11 protein-coding genes are annotated in these 14,430 nt (G+C 37.6%); 9 read left to right on the top strand and 2 right to left on the bottom strand.

The features are described 5' to 3' along the window. The first annotated feature begins 109 nt into the window (after nucleotides 1–109). The 5 genes from ACRD7B_RS11655 to ACRD7B_RS11635 all read left to right on the top strand — a co-directional run bounded on the left by ACRD7B_RS11655 (nucleotide 110) and on the right by ACRD7B_RS11635 (nucleotide 4,115). On the top strand, nucleotides 110–886 hold the full coding sequence (locus tag ACRD7B_RS11655) for an AMP nucleosidase (RefSeq protein ID WP_430824738.1): 777 nt from the start codon (nucleotides 110–112) through the stop codon (nucleotides 884–886). Between the two features lie 149 nt (nucleotides 887–1,035). Further along, nucleotides 1,036–2,037 (top strand): DNA polymerase III subunit delta, encoded by a 1,002-nt coding sequence (gene holA, locus ACRD7B_RS11650; RefSeq protein WP_430824737.1) that lies wholly within the window; start codon nucleotides 1,036–1,038, stop codon nucleotides 2,035–2,037. An 81-nt stretch (nucleotides 2,038–2,118) separates the two neighbouring features. After that, nucleotides 2,119–2,730 (top strand): rhomboid family intramembrane serine protease, encoded by a 612-nt coding sequence (locus ACRD7B_RS11645; protein ID WP_430824736.1) that lies wholly within the window; start codon nucleotides 2,119–2,121, stop codon nucleotides 2,728–2,730. A gap of 10 nt (nucleotides 2,731–2,740) precedes the next feature. After that, nucleotides 2,741–3,244: a D-glycero-alpha-D-manno-heptose-1,7-bisphosphate 7-phosphatase gene (locus ACRD7B_RS11640; protein WP_430824735.1), complete on the top strand. Its 504-nt coding sequence runs from the start codon at nucleotides 2,741–2,743 to the stop codon at nucleotides 3,242–3,244. Continuing rightward, the gene (locus tag ACRD7B_RS11635) at nucleotides 3,237–4,115 is read left to right on the top strand and encodes an aminotransferase class IV (protein WP_430824734.1); all 879 of its coding nucleotides are present in this window, start codon (nucleotides 3,237–3,239) and stop codon (nucleotides 4,113–4,115) included. Before ACRD7B_RS11640 ends, ACRD7B_RS11635 begins: the two co-directional genes overlap by 8 nt. On the opposite strand, the gene ACRD7B_RS11630 is transcribed toward ACRD7B_RS11635, so the two are convergent. Beyond that, nucleotides 4,084–4,677 (bottom strand): YqgE/AlgH family protein, encoded by a 594-nt coding sequence (locus ACRD7B_RS11630; protein ID WP_430824733.1) that lies wholly within the window; start codon nucleotides 4,675–4,677, stop codon nucleotides 4,084–4,086. The genes ACRD7B_RS11635 and ACRD7B_RS11630 overlap by 32 nt on opposite strands. 226 nt (nucleotides 4,678–4,903) lie before the next feature. On the opposite strand from ACRD7B_RS11630, the gene ACRD7B_RS11625 reads away from it, so the two are divergent. Together ACRD7B_RS11625 and ACRD7B_RS11620 are read left to right on the top strand one after the other, a co-directional pair. Further along, nucleotides 4,904–6,823, top strand: coding sequence for a Na+/H+ antiporter NhaC family protein (locus tag ACRD7B_RS11625; protein ID WP_430824732.1), 1,920 nt, complete (start codon nucleotides 4,904–4,906; stop codon nucleotides 6,821–6,823). A 229-nt stretch (nucleotides 6,824–7,052) separates the two neighbouring features. Next, nucleotides 7,053–8,213, top strand: coding sequence for an ATP-binding protein (locus ACRD7B_RS11620; RefSeq protein WP_430824731.1), 1,161 nt, complete (start codon nucleotides 7,053–7,055; stop codon nucleotides 8,211–8,213). A gap of 164 nt (nucleotides 8,214–8,377) precedes the next feature. On the opposite strand, the gene ACRD7B_RS11615 is transcribed toward ACRD7B_RS11620, so the two are convergent. Continuing rightward, complete coding sequence (locus tag ACRD7B_RS11615; RefSeq protein WP_430824730.1) at nucleotides 8,378–10,801, bottom strand: alpha-ketoacid dehydrogenase subunit alpha/beta; 2,424 nt, start codon at nucleotides 10,799–10,801, stop codon at nucleotides 8,378–8,380. Nucleotides 10,802–11,272: 471 nt separating this feature from the next. Here ACRD7B_RS11615 and ACRD7B_RS11610 point away from each other — a divergent pair, with 471 nt between their 5' ends. Together ACRD7B_RS11610 and ACRD7B_RS11605 are read left to right on the top strand one after the other, a co-directional pair. After that, nucleotides 11,273–13,561: a tetratricopeptide repeat-containing sensor histidine kinase gene (locus ACRD7B_RS11610; RefSeq protein ID WP_430824729.1), complete on the top strand. Its 2,289-nt coding sequence runs from the start codon at nucleotides 11,273–11,275 to the stop codon at nucleotides 13,559–13,561. Nucleotides 13,562–13,577: 16 nt separating this feature from the next. Continuing rightward, nucleotides 13,578–14,411, top strand: coding sequence for a response regulator (locus tag ACRD7B_RS11605; protein WP_430824728.1), 834 nt, complete (start codon nucleotides 13,578–13,580; stop codon nucleotides 14,409–14,411). Nucleotides 14,412–14,430: the final 19 nt, after the last annotated feature.

The following is a 14,430-nucleotide window of genomic DNA, read 5'->3' as shown; positions in this document are numbered from 1 at the left end:
AAAAAGTTACCTTAGCAGACCAAAATAAAAAATCCCTGGTTTTTCTTCATCAGGAACAACACACCTTACCTGAAGAAAATCCATAATCACATCTTTTAATTCAATGCCTATGAAAACAAAAAAAGAGATTGTTGATAACTGGCTACCCCGTTATACAGGAAGAAAGCTTGAAGATTTTGACGACTACATCCTACTTACCAACTTCAACCATTACGTTGAATTATTCTCAGAATGGTACGATGCACCTATAGTGGGTCAAGGTGGTAATATGCCAAACTGTTCGGCCAATGGCATAACCATTATCAACTTTGGAATGGGAAGTCCCAATGCAGCTACCATGATGGACTTACTAAGTGCCATTATGCCCAAAGCGGTATTGTTTTTAGGTAAATGTGGTGGCTTGAAAAAGAAAAACAAATTAGGTGATTTAGTTTTACCAATTGCAGCTATCAGAAGCGACGGTACCTCTGATGACTATTTACCACCTGAAGTACCTGCCCTACCAGCATTTAGCTTACAACGTGCGGTTTCCAGTACCATCCGTGATAAGGAACGTGACTATTGGACAGGTACCGTATTTACAACCAATAAGCGTGTTTGGGAATACGATGAGCGCTTCAAGAAATATCTTGGCAAGACCCGTGCCATGGCCATTGATATGGAAACGGCTACTATCTTTACCGTTGGTTTTTGCAATATGATTCCAACTGGCGCCTTATTATTAGTTTCTGATCAACCAATGATCTCAACAGGTGTTAAAACAGACGAAAGTGACAAAGTTGTGACTGAGAATTATGTGCATGAACATTTGAAAATCGGAATCAAAGCAATGGGCACAATTCAGAACAATGGTAAATCGGTGAAACACCTTAAGTTTGACAACTAATCATTAAGACTAAGGAAGCTGCGCTTTGTGCTAAACAAAAATTGGAGAATAGCCTTTGCTAAGGTTTACAAAATAGTTAGCAGAATTATTTCATTTAGCTTCTGTCTACTGCCTATCCCGATAGCTATCGGGACTAACAAACTATTAGAATGACTTTTGAGCAGATAATACAAGATTTAAAACAGAAGAAGTACAAGCCCATCTATTTTTTGATGGGCGATGAGGGATATTATATTGATGAAATCACCAATTATATTTCCAATAATGTACTAAGTGAAGAGGAAAAAGGCTTCAACCAAACCACATTGTATGGTAAGGATATAGAAGCCGAAGATGTAATCATGGCTGCGCGCCGTTATCCAATGATGGCGCAACACCAGGTTATTATTGTAAAGGAAGCTCAAAACATTGCGCGCATAGAAGATCTTTTGGTTTATAGTGAAAATCCGCTTAATTCAACTGTTTTAGTTATCAACTATCGATACAAAACACTTGATAAGCGGAAAAAACTCTATAAAAGCATCGCGAAAAACGGCATTCTATTTGAATCGAAAAAACTGCGCGATTACGAAGTACCAAAGTGGGTTAATAGTTATTTACAGTCGAAAGGTAAAACCATTGATGCCAAAGCATCTGCACTTTTGGCTGAGTTTTTAGGAACTGACTTATCAAAAATCACACACGAATTAGATAAGTTGGAATTGGCAATTGGTGCGTCGGTTAAACAAATTACTTCAGCACATATTGAAAAAAACATTGGAGTAAGTAAAGACTATAACAATTTTGAATTACAAAAAGCAGTGCTTGCCAAAGATGTATCCAAGGCCAATAAAATAATTCTGGCCTTTGGTAGAAATCCCAAAGCTTACCCGATACAAGTAACCACGGTTACGCTTTTCTCTTGTTTTCAAAAGCTACTTTCATACTATTATCTGCCAGATAAGTCGAAGCACAGTGTGGCATCAGCCCTTAAGATAAATCCGTTTTTTGTACAGGATTATACCACTGGAGCGCGTCATTATCCGGCGAAAAAAGTAATACAAGTAATTAGCCTGCTAAGAGAATACGACATGAAGTCGAAAGGTTTCAATAGCTCAACCACCGAACCAGGTGAACTATTGAAAGAACTTGTTTTTAAAATAATGCACTAAACACGATAAATGATTAGTGATAAGAGATTATATAAATTGATTAATCCTTAATCTCTAATCGTTAATCTTATAAATAATAGAATGGATATTTCAATCATCATCATCATAGTTGTATGCGCACTGAGTATAGCAGGTTTTAGCCAACTGGAGTTAATTCACAAATACCGATTTAACGCCTATCAGATTAAGCACAAAAAGGAATACATCCGTTTAATTAGTCATGGTTTCTTTCATGGAAGCTGGGGACATTTATTAATCAACATGTTTGTCCTTTGGTCATTCGGAAGGTCGGTTATATATTATTTTCAGCAAAGCTTACCTGGCAATAGTAGCATCGTGTTTTTATTCTTTTTCCTATCTGCACTTGTTATTTCAAGTCTGTACTCGTACATGAAGGAGAAAGATAATTATTACTACAATGCCATTGGTGCATCAGGCGCTGTTTCTGCCTTAGTTTTTGCAAGCATTTTATACGATCCATACGGAATTATTTATCTTTATTTCATCCCCGTTCCAGGCATATTATTGGGAGTAGGTTACTTGATTTATTCCCGAATAATGTCGAAACGAAACATGGATAACATTGGCCACGACGCGCACTTTTGGGGAGCTGTTTATGGGATGTTTTTTCCTGTTATTTTTAATCCTTCGTTGTTGACTCGCTTCTTTCAGGAGTTATTAGCCATCTTCTAAATTCATAAATATGCACAAAGCCGTTTTTATCGATCGTGATGGTGTAATTAATAATGATGAAGGGCATTATTATATTTTTAGACCTGAGGACTTTAAAATAAACAAGGATGTTTTCGAAGGTTTAAGAAGCCTTATTGATGGCGCTTACAAACTCATTATTGTGACCAATCAAGGTGGTGTTGCTAAGGGAGAATATTCGGAAGATGATGTTAAGAAGGTGCATGCTTATTTGCAGGATGAGCTTCAAAAAAACAACATTGAACTAACGGCTATCTACTATTGCCCACATCACAATAGTGTATCAGAATGCGAGTGCAGAAAACCAAAACCAGGAATGATTCTTCGTGCCATTGAAGAACATCAAATCGATGTAAATAAATCCTTTTTAATTGGAGACTCACCTCGTGATATTGAAGCAGGAAAATCGGCTGGATTGAAACAATGTTTTAAAATTGAAGCTAATGCATCCATAATACCAGCCTGTAAATCTATCTTAAACCAAGCAAATGAATAAGCAACAATACATTTGCCTGAATGGCCTTAAAATAAAGGCTGACGAACCTGTCATCTCTGCTTCGAACAGAGCCTTCAGATACGGCGATGCCATTTTTGAAACCATTCGCTGCATACAGCAAGAAGCCCTATTTTTTGAAGATCACTACAGACGCTTATTAAACGCGATGGCGCAGCTTAAAATGAACTGCCATAGCCTACCTCCTCTTGATGTACTTAATTCGCAAATTTCGTCCTTAATAAGTAAAAATAGGATTTTTGGAGATGCCCGAATACGCCTAACTGTTTTCAGAGAAGATGGTGGTTTATACACACCAGAGGGAAACAACACCAATTACCTAATTGAGGCTACGCCTTTAAATACAAATAACTACACTTTAAATAGCAAAGGCATTCTTCTTGACGTATATAAAGAAGATAAAAAACCGACAACGCGCTTTTCTCGTTTCAAATCGGCCAACTCGCTTTTGTTTGTAATGGCAGGCTTGTATAAAAAGGAACAGAATCTTGATGATGTTTTAATTGTGAACGATCAGAATTTGATAATTGAAAGTTTAGCATCGAATCTATATTGGATAAAAGATCAGGTAGTTTATACGCCATCCAGAACATCGGGATGTGTTGAAGGTATTATGCGCGCTCAATTAATTGAAATAATGAAGCAAGCAGACTGGCAAGTACAAGAAGTAGCTGGCGCTTCGTTGGATGAGCTATTAGCGGCGGACGAACTATTTTTAAGCAATGCTATTCAAGGAATTCAATGGGTGGTGGGCATTCAACAAAAACGTTACTTTTGCCAGCTTAGCAAAAAACTAAACCTTTTACTAAACGAGCATGTCACTAATTATTTGATGGATTCTCAGGGAAATTAGTCCATACTTTGTGTATGTCACCAAGACTTTCCATGGATAGTCGCCAGAAATCATCAATTTCACAATTCATAATTACATCGTCGTCTAAATTTGATACGATCCATGAGTTTGATTCAATCTCTTCTTCGAGTTGGCCAGGAGACCAACCAGAATAACCTGCAAAAAACTTCACATCCTTATAGTCGGCCAATCCTGAATTAATTAATTCTTTGATTTTTTCAAAATCGCCACCCCAATACAACTTATCACTAATCTGCACTGAATCTGGCACCTTATCTCCTAGCGTATGTAAAAAATGTAAGGTGTTTGATGAAACCGGTCCTCCAATAAACATCTCTCCTTTAAAGTTAAATAAATCTTCAATCACCTCATCGGGATATAAATCTGATGACTTATTCAAAACAAAACCAACGGCTCCATCTTCACCATGTTCAGTTATGATAATAATGGAACGATTAAAATACGGTCCTTGCAAAAACGGTTCCGCAATCAATATCCTTCCTTTAGCCGGTTTAAGCTTTGGAAGGTGTGTATCAAAAATATTAAAATCTAAACTTTTCATTCCCAATTCCTCCTTATTCTATTATCAGAAAATTAAGATTATTGCTTACAAGCCCCCGCTAAGAATTGAACATCAGATATCTTAAATATGTTCAAACACCTTAATTTTAACATTAATTTACAAATTATTCTGCTTTCCATCAATACCTTGACCTAAATTAATTATTAAATTTCTTTGATTCTTTTATAAATTGAATGTTTCTTGTAATACATTATCTCAATTTTCTATGCTAAAATTCAGTAAAGCCCGGTTTCTATTTCTATTAACATTTACCCTTGTAAGTAGCCTTTCCTTCTCAGGTTTCGCACATAACAAAAAACTAGAGATCAAGCTTCCTCCTGCTGTAATGAAAGGTTTGAAAACCGAAATACGCTTAGAAGGTACGGTAAATGAAAAATTCACACCACAACTCTTAATAAATGGTGTTCGAATTGATTTAAATGAGGATGAAAAAGGCCTATTTGTTGATCATGTATTTGAACAAAAATCAGAAATCCAACTCATCGACACCCATGTTATTACACAAAAGAAAATAAATCCCATTCCTTTGTGGCTATCAATTCTACCGCCTCTTATCGCCATTATTATGGCTTTACTAACTAAAGAGGTTTTTTCATCGCTTTTTGTAGGCCTGTTATTTGGGAGTGCTTGCCTATTTAAATACGCGGGTGCCAACTTTTTTATTGCGATAGCTAAGGGTGGTTTTGCCGTTGTTGATACCTACCTAATGCATGCTTTATTGGATAAAGATCATTTATCAATCATTATTTTTTGCATGTTGATTGGAGGAATGGTGACGCTCATCTCGATGAATGGAGGCATGAAAGGCATTGTAAATATTCTATCAAAATATGCCAAAAGCAGACGATCGGGTCAATTCATAACTTATCTGATGGGTTTGTTAATATTCTTTGATGATTATGCCAACACCCTAGTAGTTGGTAATACTATGCGACCGGTAACTGACAAATTAAAAATATCGCGCGAAAAATTAGCTTACATTGTTGATTCAACATCTGCCCCAATCGCGGCTATTGCATTTATTACAACATGGATTGGTGCTGAATTAAGTTACATTCAAGAAGGTATCACCAGCATTGGGCTACAAACAACGGCCTATGCTGTTTTTCTACAATCCCTCAAGTATTCGTTTTATCCCATTCTAACACTTGCATTTGTTGGGATACTTATTTGGCAAAGACGCGATTTTGGCCCAATGTTAAAATCGGAGAAGCAAGCTGTACAAAACAAGCTTTCATTTAATAAATCGGATAAACAACACAGTCCGCAAATAATGAAAGAGCTTTCGGTATCCGATAACATTCAAGCTCGATGGTTTAATGCGCTAATTCCCGTTTTAGTTGTTATTATTGGCACCATTAGTGGCTTAATTTATACTGGATGGGAAGATAGTGTTTGGAACAGTCATTCCTATTCTTTTACAGGTAAACTGTCACAAACCATTGGCAATGCAGATATTTTTACCGCTTTAATATGGTCTTCGTTAGCAGGTGTTTTTGCAGCACTCGTTCTTACTTCGGCTCAACGCCTTTTATCCTTGAAGGAAAGCATAGAAGGACTTATCAATGGTTTTAAAACCATGTTTCATGCGCTACTGATTCTTTCATTGGCATGGTCCTTAGCTCTTTTAACAAAACACCTGCATACGGCTGATTTCATAACCAACATTTTAGTTGGCATTGAAATAAATCCGATGTTTATTCCAGCACTGACTTTTTTATTTTCAGCGTTCATAGCATTCAGCACAGGTTCAAGCTGGGGAACCATGGCCATTATATACCCATTGATGTTACCAGCAGTCTATAAAATCGGACAGGAAGCTGGTTTGGGTTCAGCCGAAATAAATGCCATATTCTACAATGTGGTGTCCTGCGTATTAGCAGGATCTGTGCTTGGAGATCACTGCTCTCCAATATCTGACACAACCATATTAAGTTCACTTGCCTGCTCATGTAACCACATTCATCACGTGCGAACACAAATGCCATATGCAATAACTGTCGCTCTAATCGCCATACTAGGCGGCACCATTCCGACCGCGTTCGGATTTCCGATATGGATATCCTATCTATTGTGTTTCGGAGCTTTGTTTATGGTGATAAAGTTGATGGGAAAAAGAGTATAATACCAAATGTATTACAAAATGCGCTATAAGCCATTTTGCTAATTATCCCGAGTAATTCGGAACCGATATAACTTTCATACTTCTCACCAACATTAGATAAGCACATAGTGTACTACTTATTTGTGAACTCGCAATTTCAAAATTAAATTTGTGTAATTTCAAAATTTAGTTTATGTAATTTCAAAATTCGCTTGTCTAATATCCTCATTTTATATACTTTTACTAAAGTATGGTAATTAAAAGAAAAATAGCCGCATCGATTCGAAACATGCTGAGTAAATACCCGGTAATTGCGCTTACGGGTCCAAGACAAGCTGGTAAAACAACCGTGCTAAAAAATGCCTTTGCCGACTATCGCTATATTAACCTTGAAAACCCGGACAACAGACATTTTGCAGAAAGTGATCCAAATGCATTTTTAGCACAATTCTCATCAAAAGTCATACTTGATGAGGTTCAGCGGGTACCTTCATTATTTTCATACATCCAAACATTGGTAGATGAAAGTGGTACGATGGGACAATTTATCTTATCTGGCTCTCAAAACTTTCATTTGATGGAAAAAATTACACAAAGCTTAGCCGGACGTGTTGCTATATTAAAGTTATTTCCATTTGATCATTCAGAGTTAAAAAAAGAAAACCTATTAAATGAAGATTATCTATACAACTCAATTAAAGGTTACTACCCTGCTATTTATGATCGAAACATTCCCTCTCGCACATTTTATTCCAACTACATTCAAACCTATTTACTAAGAGATGTTAGCGAACTTGTATCCATTAGAAACATGCGGGCATTTAAACGCTTTATTGCATTATGTGCCACTAGAGCCGGACAGTTATTAAACCTTAACAACATTGCCAATGAATGTGACATCACTCAACCAACAGCAAAATCATGGCTATCGGCCTTAGAGCACAGTTATATTGTTTTTACTTTAAATCCTTATTATAAAAATTTCAAAAAAAGAATCGTAAAAACACCTAAACTCTATTTTTACGATACCGGATTATTGTGCCACCTACTTAAAATACATTCTTCTGAGCAAGTGCACACACACCCATTAAAAGGTATCTTATTTGAAAACATGATGATCGCAGAATATCACAAACAAATGTATCATAACGATACTTTTCATGATACTTGGTTTTGGAGGGATTCTGGAGGGCACGAAGTAGACTTTATAACTGACGAAACTAATCACCTAAAAGCATATGAGCTAAAGTCAACACAAACCATTATGTCCGATTTATTTAAAGGGCTACTCTTTTTTGAAAATATTGCAAAGGATGAGCGTATTGAGAAATATCTGGTATACGGTGGAAATCAAGAGCAAAAAAGAAGTGTGGCAAACATAGTACCATGGAATAAATTTGGCAATCTTTAACACGGTCTATACTTATTATACTGAGGATGACCAAAAACTCTGAAAGCATCCGTTCACTGAGCTAAGTCGAAGTGATTATTAGTTGATAATCAGAATTAATAAAATTTCATCTCGACTACGCTCGATGAGCGAGCTTACTTTTTGGACACCCTCAGCTTTTTTCTTTAATATATCGCTGGAAATTTCTTCGGATCTGACTCCGCCATTATTTCATAAATACACTCATACACATCCTCAGCATTCGGATTACTAAAATAATCACCATCGGTACCATAGGCTGGCCGATGATCCTTAGCTGTAATAGTTCGAGGAGCAGCATCTAGGTTATAGAAAGCTTTTTGCTCTTCAACCACTTTATGCATCATAAAGGCTGTAGCCCCACCCGGCACATCTTCATCGAAGAATACAACCCGATTGGTTTTCTTAACCGATTCGCCAATTATTCCATGTATATCAAAAGGTAATAAAGTCTGTACGTCAATCAATTCAACCGACACTCCAATTTCTTTTAATTGCTTCACAGCTTCCTGAGCAATACGTACACATGATCCATAGGTCACCAGTGTAACATCATTACCTTCAGAGATAATTTCAGGCACGCCTAAAGGTATATTAAACTCACCAATGTTATTTGGTTGCGGTTCGCGCAAGCGGTAACCATTTAAAGGCTCAATAACTAAAGCTGGATCATCACCCGCTAAAAGTGTATTATAGAAACCTGCTGCACGCGTCATATCGCGAGGCACACAAACATATATTCCACGGATGGAATTAATAACCATGCTAAGAGGAGAGCCACTGTGCCAGATTCCTTCTAAGCGATGGCCTCTGGTTCTTACAATAACAGGGGCTTTCTGACCATTCTTAGTACGATAACGGGTTGTTGCCAAATCATCACTCATGGTTTGCAAAGCATACAAGAGATAGTCAAAATATTGAATCTCAGCGATTGGACGTAATCCACGCAATGCCATTCCAATGCCTTTACCCATTATAGTCGTTTCGCGAATACCCGTATCACGAATGCGGAGCTCACCATATTTAGCTTGCATGCCTTCAAGCGTTTGATTTACGCCTCCAAGAAATCCAGTATCTTCACCAAAAGTCACCACCTTTGGATTATGCTCAAAAATATAATCGAAGTTGTCACGAAGAATCTCCCTGCCCGGTACGTTCACCACATTCTTGTCGAAAGCTGGTTTAACAACCGGCACCTTTAGAGCAGAATATTCATCCTCACTATACAACCACGCGCTATAATCCTCACGACCTTGTTCGCTGTATTTTTTCACCCAAGCCTTCAGCTCTACTTTCATACTACTCGGCTTGGTACAGGCCGAACAAAAGTAGCGCAACACCTTTCGAGCAGCACTTAATATTTCTTTGCGACTCAAGGCTAATGATGCTTTTAAGCCAGCAACTATTTTATCAATCTCAGCTTGCTTGATGTCGTTACAGACACAGTCCTTACGTGTAATAATATCCAAAAGCTCTCGACGTTCAGTCTTAAAGGCGTCATTAAATTCGGTGTAAGCTTCCTTTTGAGCCGCCCTCACTTCTTTTAGAGCTTCTCCTTCAACTTTCACTAACTCCTCATCTGTAGCCAGATTGCTTTCTATCATCCACTTACGCATCTGCGCCAAACCATCGTATTCTTTTTCCCACTCAAGTCGTTCTTTGCTTTTATAACGCTCGTGCGACCCACTTGTAGAATGCCCAACTGGCTGTGTCAGATCCTCAACATGAAATAAAACTGGTACATGTTGCTCACGACATTTTTTAATGCCTTCCTCGTACATCTGACAAAGACCAGCATAATCCCAACCTTTCGCATTGTAGATAAGCATACCAGTAGTATCCTTAGGCCCTTTCTCAAAGCCCTTCATCGCTTTACTAATGCTTTCTTTTGTTGTTTGAAACTTTTTAGGAACAGATATGCCATAACCATCGTCCCATACAGAAACAGCCATTGGTATTTGTAGTACACCTGCAGCATTCAAAGTTTCAAAAAAGTGTCCCTCCGATGTACTGGCATCTCCTATGGTTCCAAAAGCCACCTCGTTACCTCCATTGCTAAACTCAGTAAAATCAGCTAATCCAGGATTGTTACGATACAGTTTAGAAGCCATAGCCAAACCAACCAAACGGGGCATCTGTCCAGCTGTTGGAGAAATATCAGAAGCCGTACATTTCATTTCTGAAATACGCTTCCAATTACCTTTTTCATCTATAGTGCGCGTTCCAAAGTGATTATTAAACGAGCGACCACCATTATCAGGGTTTAACTCGGTGCGTGTTTCACCATATAATAAAGCAAAAAACTCCTTTGGCGTTGTCATGCCGGCGGCCAAAATAAAAGTCTGATCGCGGTAATATCCCGAGCGCCAATCTCCTTTTTTAAATTGCTTGGCCATGGCAATTTGTGGAATCTCTTTTCCATCGCCAAAAATACCAAACTTTGCCTTACCTCCCAGCACTTCTTTGCGGGCTAACAAACTCATGTTACGACTTACACAAGCTATTTTATAATCTTCGTTTACTTCTTTCTTAAAATCTTCAAAGCTCAATTCAGCTCCTTTCACAGACATATAATCGAATTTCAATTTGTTACAGTAATCAATTTCTTAATTAACAAAGGTTTGACCTTCGTTAATTATTTTGGGCACTAATCAAACATATGAGATCGTAAGTTTGTTTTCAGAAAACTTGATTTGTTTAATAATGCATCGCTCTATTGTTATTTCAATGCATCTTCGTTTAATTAGGCGATATTATGCTATTTTCTATTAACTACAAAAATAGAGCAAGTTGATGAAAATATTCGAATAGATGCATGAATAATTATTAATTGTTAAAACTGCATTGGTAACTTTTTGCTTACTATTTTGCACCAAGCATGGTAATATTACAGCGTATATTTAGAGGTTGTTTTTTCACCTGTTATGCATAGAATGGAGGCCGTGAGAAACAAATGGTATTTCTTTGATGTTTATCTTATTATGCCACTATTGAACAATTAGTATCTTTACCTTATTACCAAATAAACACAAATAGAAAATATGAAGCGCACTGGTATTCTTATTGCACTATTTATCTTTTGCATGTCGCCCTTTGCACAGCAAAACACCTTCGACAGCCTTAATGTGTTGATTGAAGAGTTGGGTAATTCCTCATCAGATCAGAAACAATTTAAGAAAGCCCAATTATACATTGAGCTGGCTGATGAATATGAAGAACAGAAAGAATTCGAAACAGCGGCGGACAACTATTTAAGCAGTCTGAATATTTTAAACGCCCTTAATGACCAGAGTAAAGATTCTGTCTATCTAGTAAAGCAAGCCTATTGTTACCACCAATTAGGCTCCATGATGTTTGATTTGTACAACTACGACGAGGCCATCGACTATTACACCACTGGAAAAGAATACTCAGCACTTATCAACGATACGCTTCAGCAAGCCAAAGCTAACCTTAACATAGGGCTCATTCACCGTCGCCAAGGTGCTTTTGCAAAAGCCGTACAAGGCTACTACGATGCATTGTCCGTATTTGAATCGATGAACGACAAAAAAGGAATTGCTATTTGCTACTTAAGTATTGGAAGCATCCATCGAGTTTCGTTCCAAGAGGAAAGTGCCATTAAAGCTTACGAAGAGGCTTTGGAAATATTTAAAGAGCTAGGCGACGAATATGGTATTGATGCTTGCAACACCAACCTGGGAATAACCTATAAAAAAGCGGGTAACTATACCAAAGCGCTCGAATTTTACACCAAAGTATTTGACTACTGTGAAAAAAACGGTAACCGTTTACAATTGGGTAGAGCCTATAGTAACATTGGCATGGTGTACGACAGTCTTGATCGACGAATAGCCTATGATTTTCATGAGAAAGGACTTAATATTGGTTTGGAGCTGAACGATTACCCAAACGTTGCCACATCTGCCACCAGTATGGCGTATTGGCATTTGCATGAGTACGATTTAACGAAGGCGAGCAAACACCTTCAGAAAAGCATCGACATGGGGCGCACGGCACTCCAAGCAACCGATTCGATAGAACAACCGTTTAAACGCATTTCTATCTTAGAGGGCTTAATGGAAGCTCATGGGCTTAAAGGTGAGTATAAAGCGGCCTATCAGTATGCACAAATGCGCATGGAGATTAAAGAAACCCTTTATAACAAAGAAAAAGCGGAGGCCATGGAAGAGATCGCCACACGCTATCAAACCGAGAAAAAAGAGGTGCAAATTCAGCTTCAAGAACAAACAATTGCCGCTCAGGATCTACATTTGGAACAAGAGAAAAAGCTTCGAAATGTTTTACTTATTGGGGCTTCTATCCTTTTGATTTTGGCTGTTATCATTTTTAGAGGTTTGCTTCAAAAACGACGTGCTAATGCAGTATTGGCTCAGCAGAAAGAAGAGATTGAGACCATCAATAGCAAATTAGTTGAGTTAGATCGTTTTAAAGAAACCATGACGGGTATGATTGTACACGACTTGAAGAATCCGCTTAATACCATAATCAATCAGGCTTCGAACGTAAAAATTAAGCAGCAAGCCATGCAGATGTTGAATATGGTGCTAAACATCTTGGATATTCAAAAATTTGAAGATGCCTCGATGAATATACAGCCGGAAACAAACCTTCTTTCACAAGCGATTAATAAAGCCATCGACCAAATTATTTTACCTGCCAAAGAAAAAAACATCGCCATTGAAAACACCATACGAACCGATCTAACAATTCTGGCTGATAATGACCTTGTAGAACGTGTGTTAATTAACTTATTGAGCAATGCCATTAAGTACACGCCCAACAATGGGAAAGTGCATTTGATAGCTAAAGAAGAAGGTGGCGAATACCTTAAAATAAAAGTAGAAGACTCGGGAAGGGGTATACCAAAAAAACAGCAATTTAAGATATTCGAAAAATTCGGACAGGTAGAAGCGAAAGATTTAGGCTACAACCGTTCCACTGGCTTGGGACTTACCTTTTGTAAGATGGCCATTGAAGGGCATGGTGGAAAAATTGGCGTTGAATCGGATGGCGAACATGGTTCTGCTTTTTGGTTTACGCTCAAGAAAACGCATACTGAAATAAGTGAGCACCTAGCTGATGAAAGCCAAGATAAAGTGGTTGCTGAAACAAGCATTAATGCCGAACTAATTGCTGAGTATATTGAGGTGCTAAAAACGTTGAAGTATTACGAAGTGAGTAAAATACGAAAAGTAATTGCTGAGATTACAAGCAACGATCCTTCCGTTTTAGAATGGAAAGATAAGCTTAACCAAGCCGTATTGGCTGGTAACGAAGAGTTGTATAATGAGTTGCTAAGTATTTAATTTAATTGGCAGTACCATGGAACAGATTAGAATATTAGTTGTTGATGATGCCTTTGAAAATATCAAAGTTATAGTATCTATTTACGAGAAGTTTTTTCCGAAGTATGAGTTGCTTCAAACAACTGATCCTAAATATGCCCTTGAAATTGCTAAAAATAAAATTCCAAACTTAATTATCACCGATTGGAATATGCCTAATATATCGGGCATTGAGTTGATAAAGCGATTTAAGGATTCGCCAGAGTTAAAGGATATTCCCATCATTATGGCCAGTGGTGTTATGATTAGCAACGATGATTTAAAAACTGCTCTAGATGCTGGAGCAGTTGATTTTATTCGTAAGCCGGTTGATGCCACCGAACTTATTGCACGAACAAATGCAACCTTAAGAATGGACTCATATTACAAGGAATTGTTGGAACATCGGAATAGAGAGTTAACTGAAAACGCCATTACTCTGGTTCAGAATCAAGAAAGCAAACAAAAACTACTCCGAACACTAAAGCTTTTGGGGAATAAAGTTCATAAAACACCTCACATCGCCGAGAATTTGGTTAAGGAACTATACACAAATTTAGAACAAGAAATTGAAGAGGATAATTGGACACGTTTTGATATTTCTTTTTCTAGAGTACACGCCAATTTTTTCAAAAAACTAATTGAATTGCATCCTAACATCTCACCTTCGGAGTTAAAAACATGTGCGCTTATACGTCTGAGTATGCCTATTAAAGAAGTTGCGGCAGCATTAAATCAATCGCCCGACAGTATTAAAACACAGCGACATAGAATTCGCAAAAAGTTAAACCTCGAAAAAGGAAGCTTGGAGACTTATTTGGCAGGATTGTAGAAAGCTTGTTTATATACAA

The sequence above is a fragment of the Carboxylicivirga fragile genome (assembly GCF_050589805.1).
Lineage (GTDB): Bacteria > Bacteroidota > Bacteroidia > Bacteroidales > Marinilabiliaceae > Carboxylicivirga > Carboxylicivirga fragile.
The sequence above is the reverse complement of the archived record's forward strand: the minus strand, read 5'-3'. Positions and strand labels throughout refer to the sequence as shown.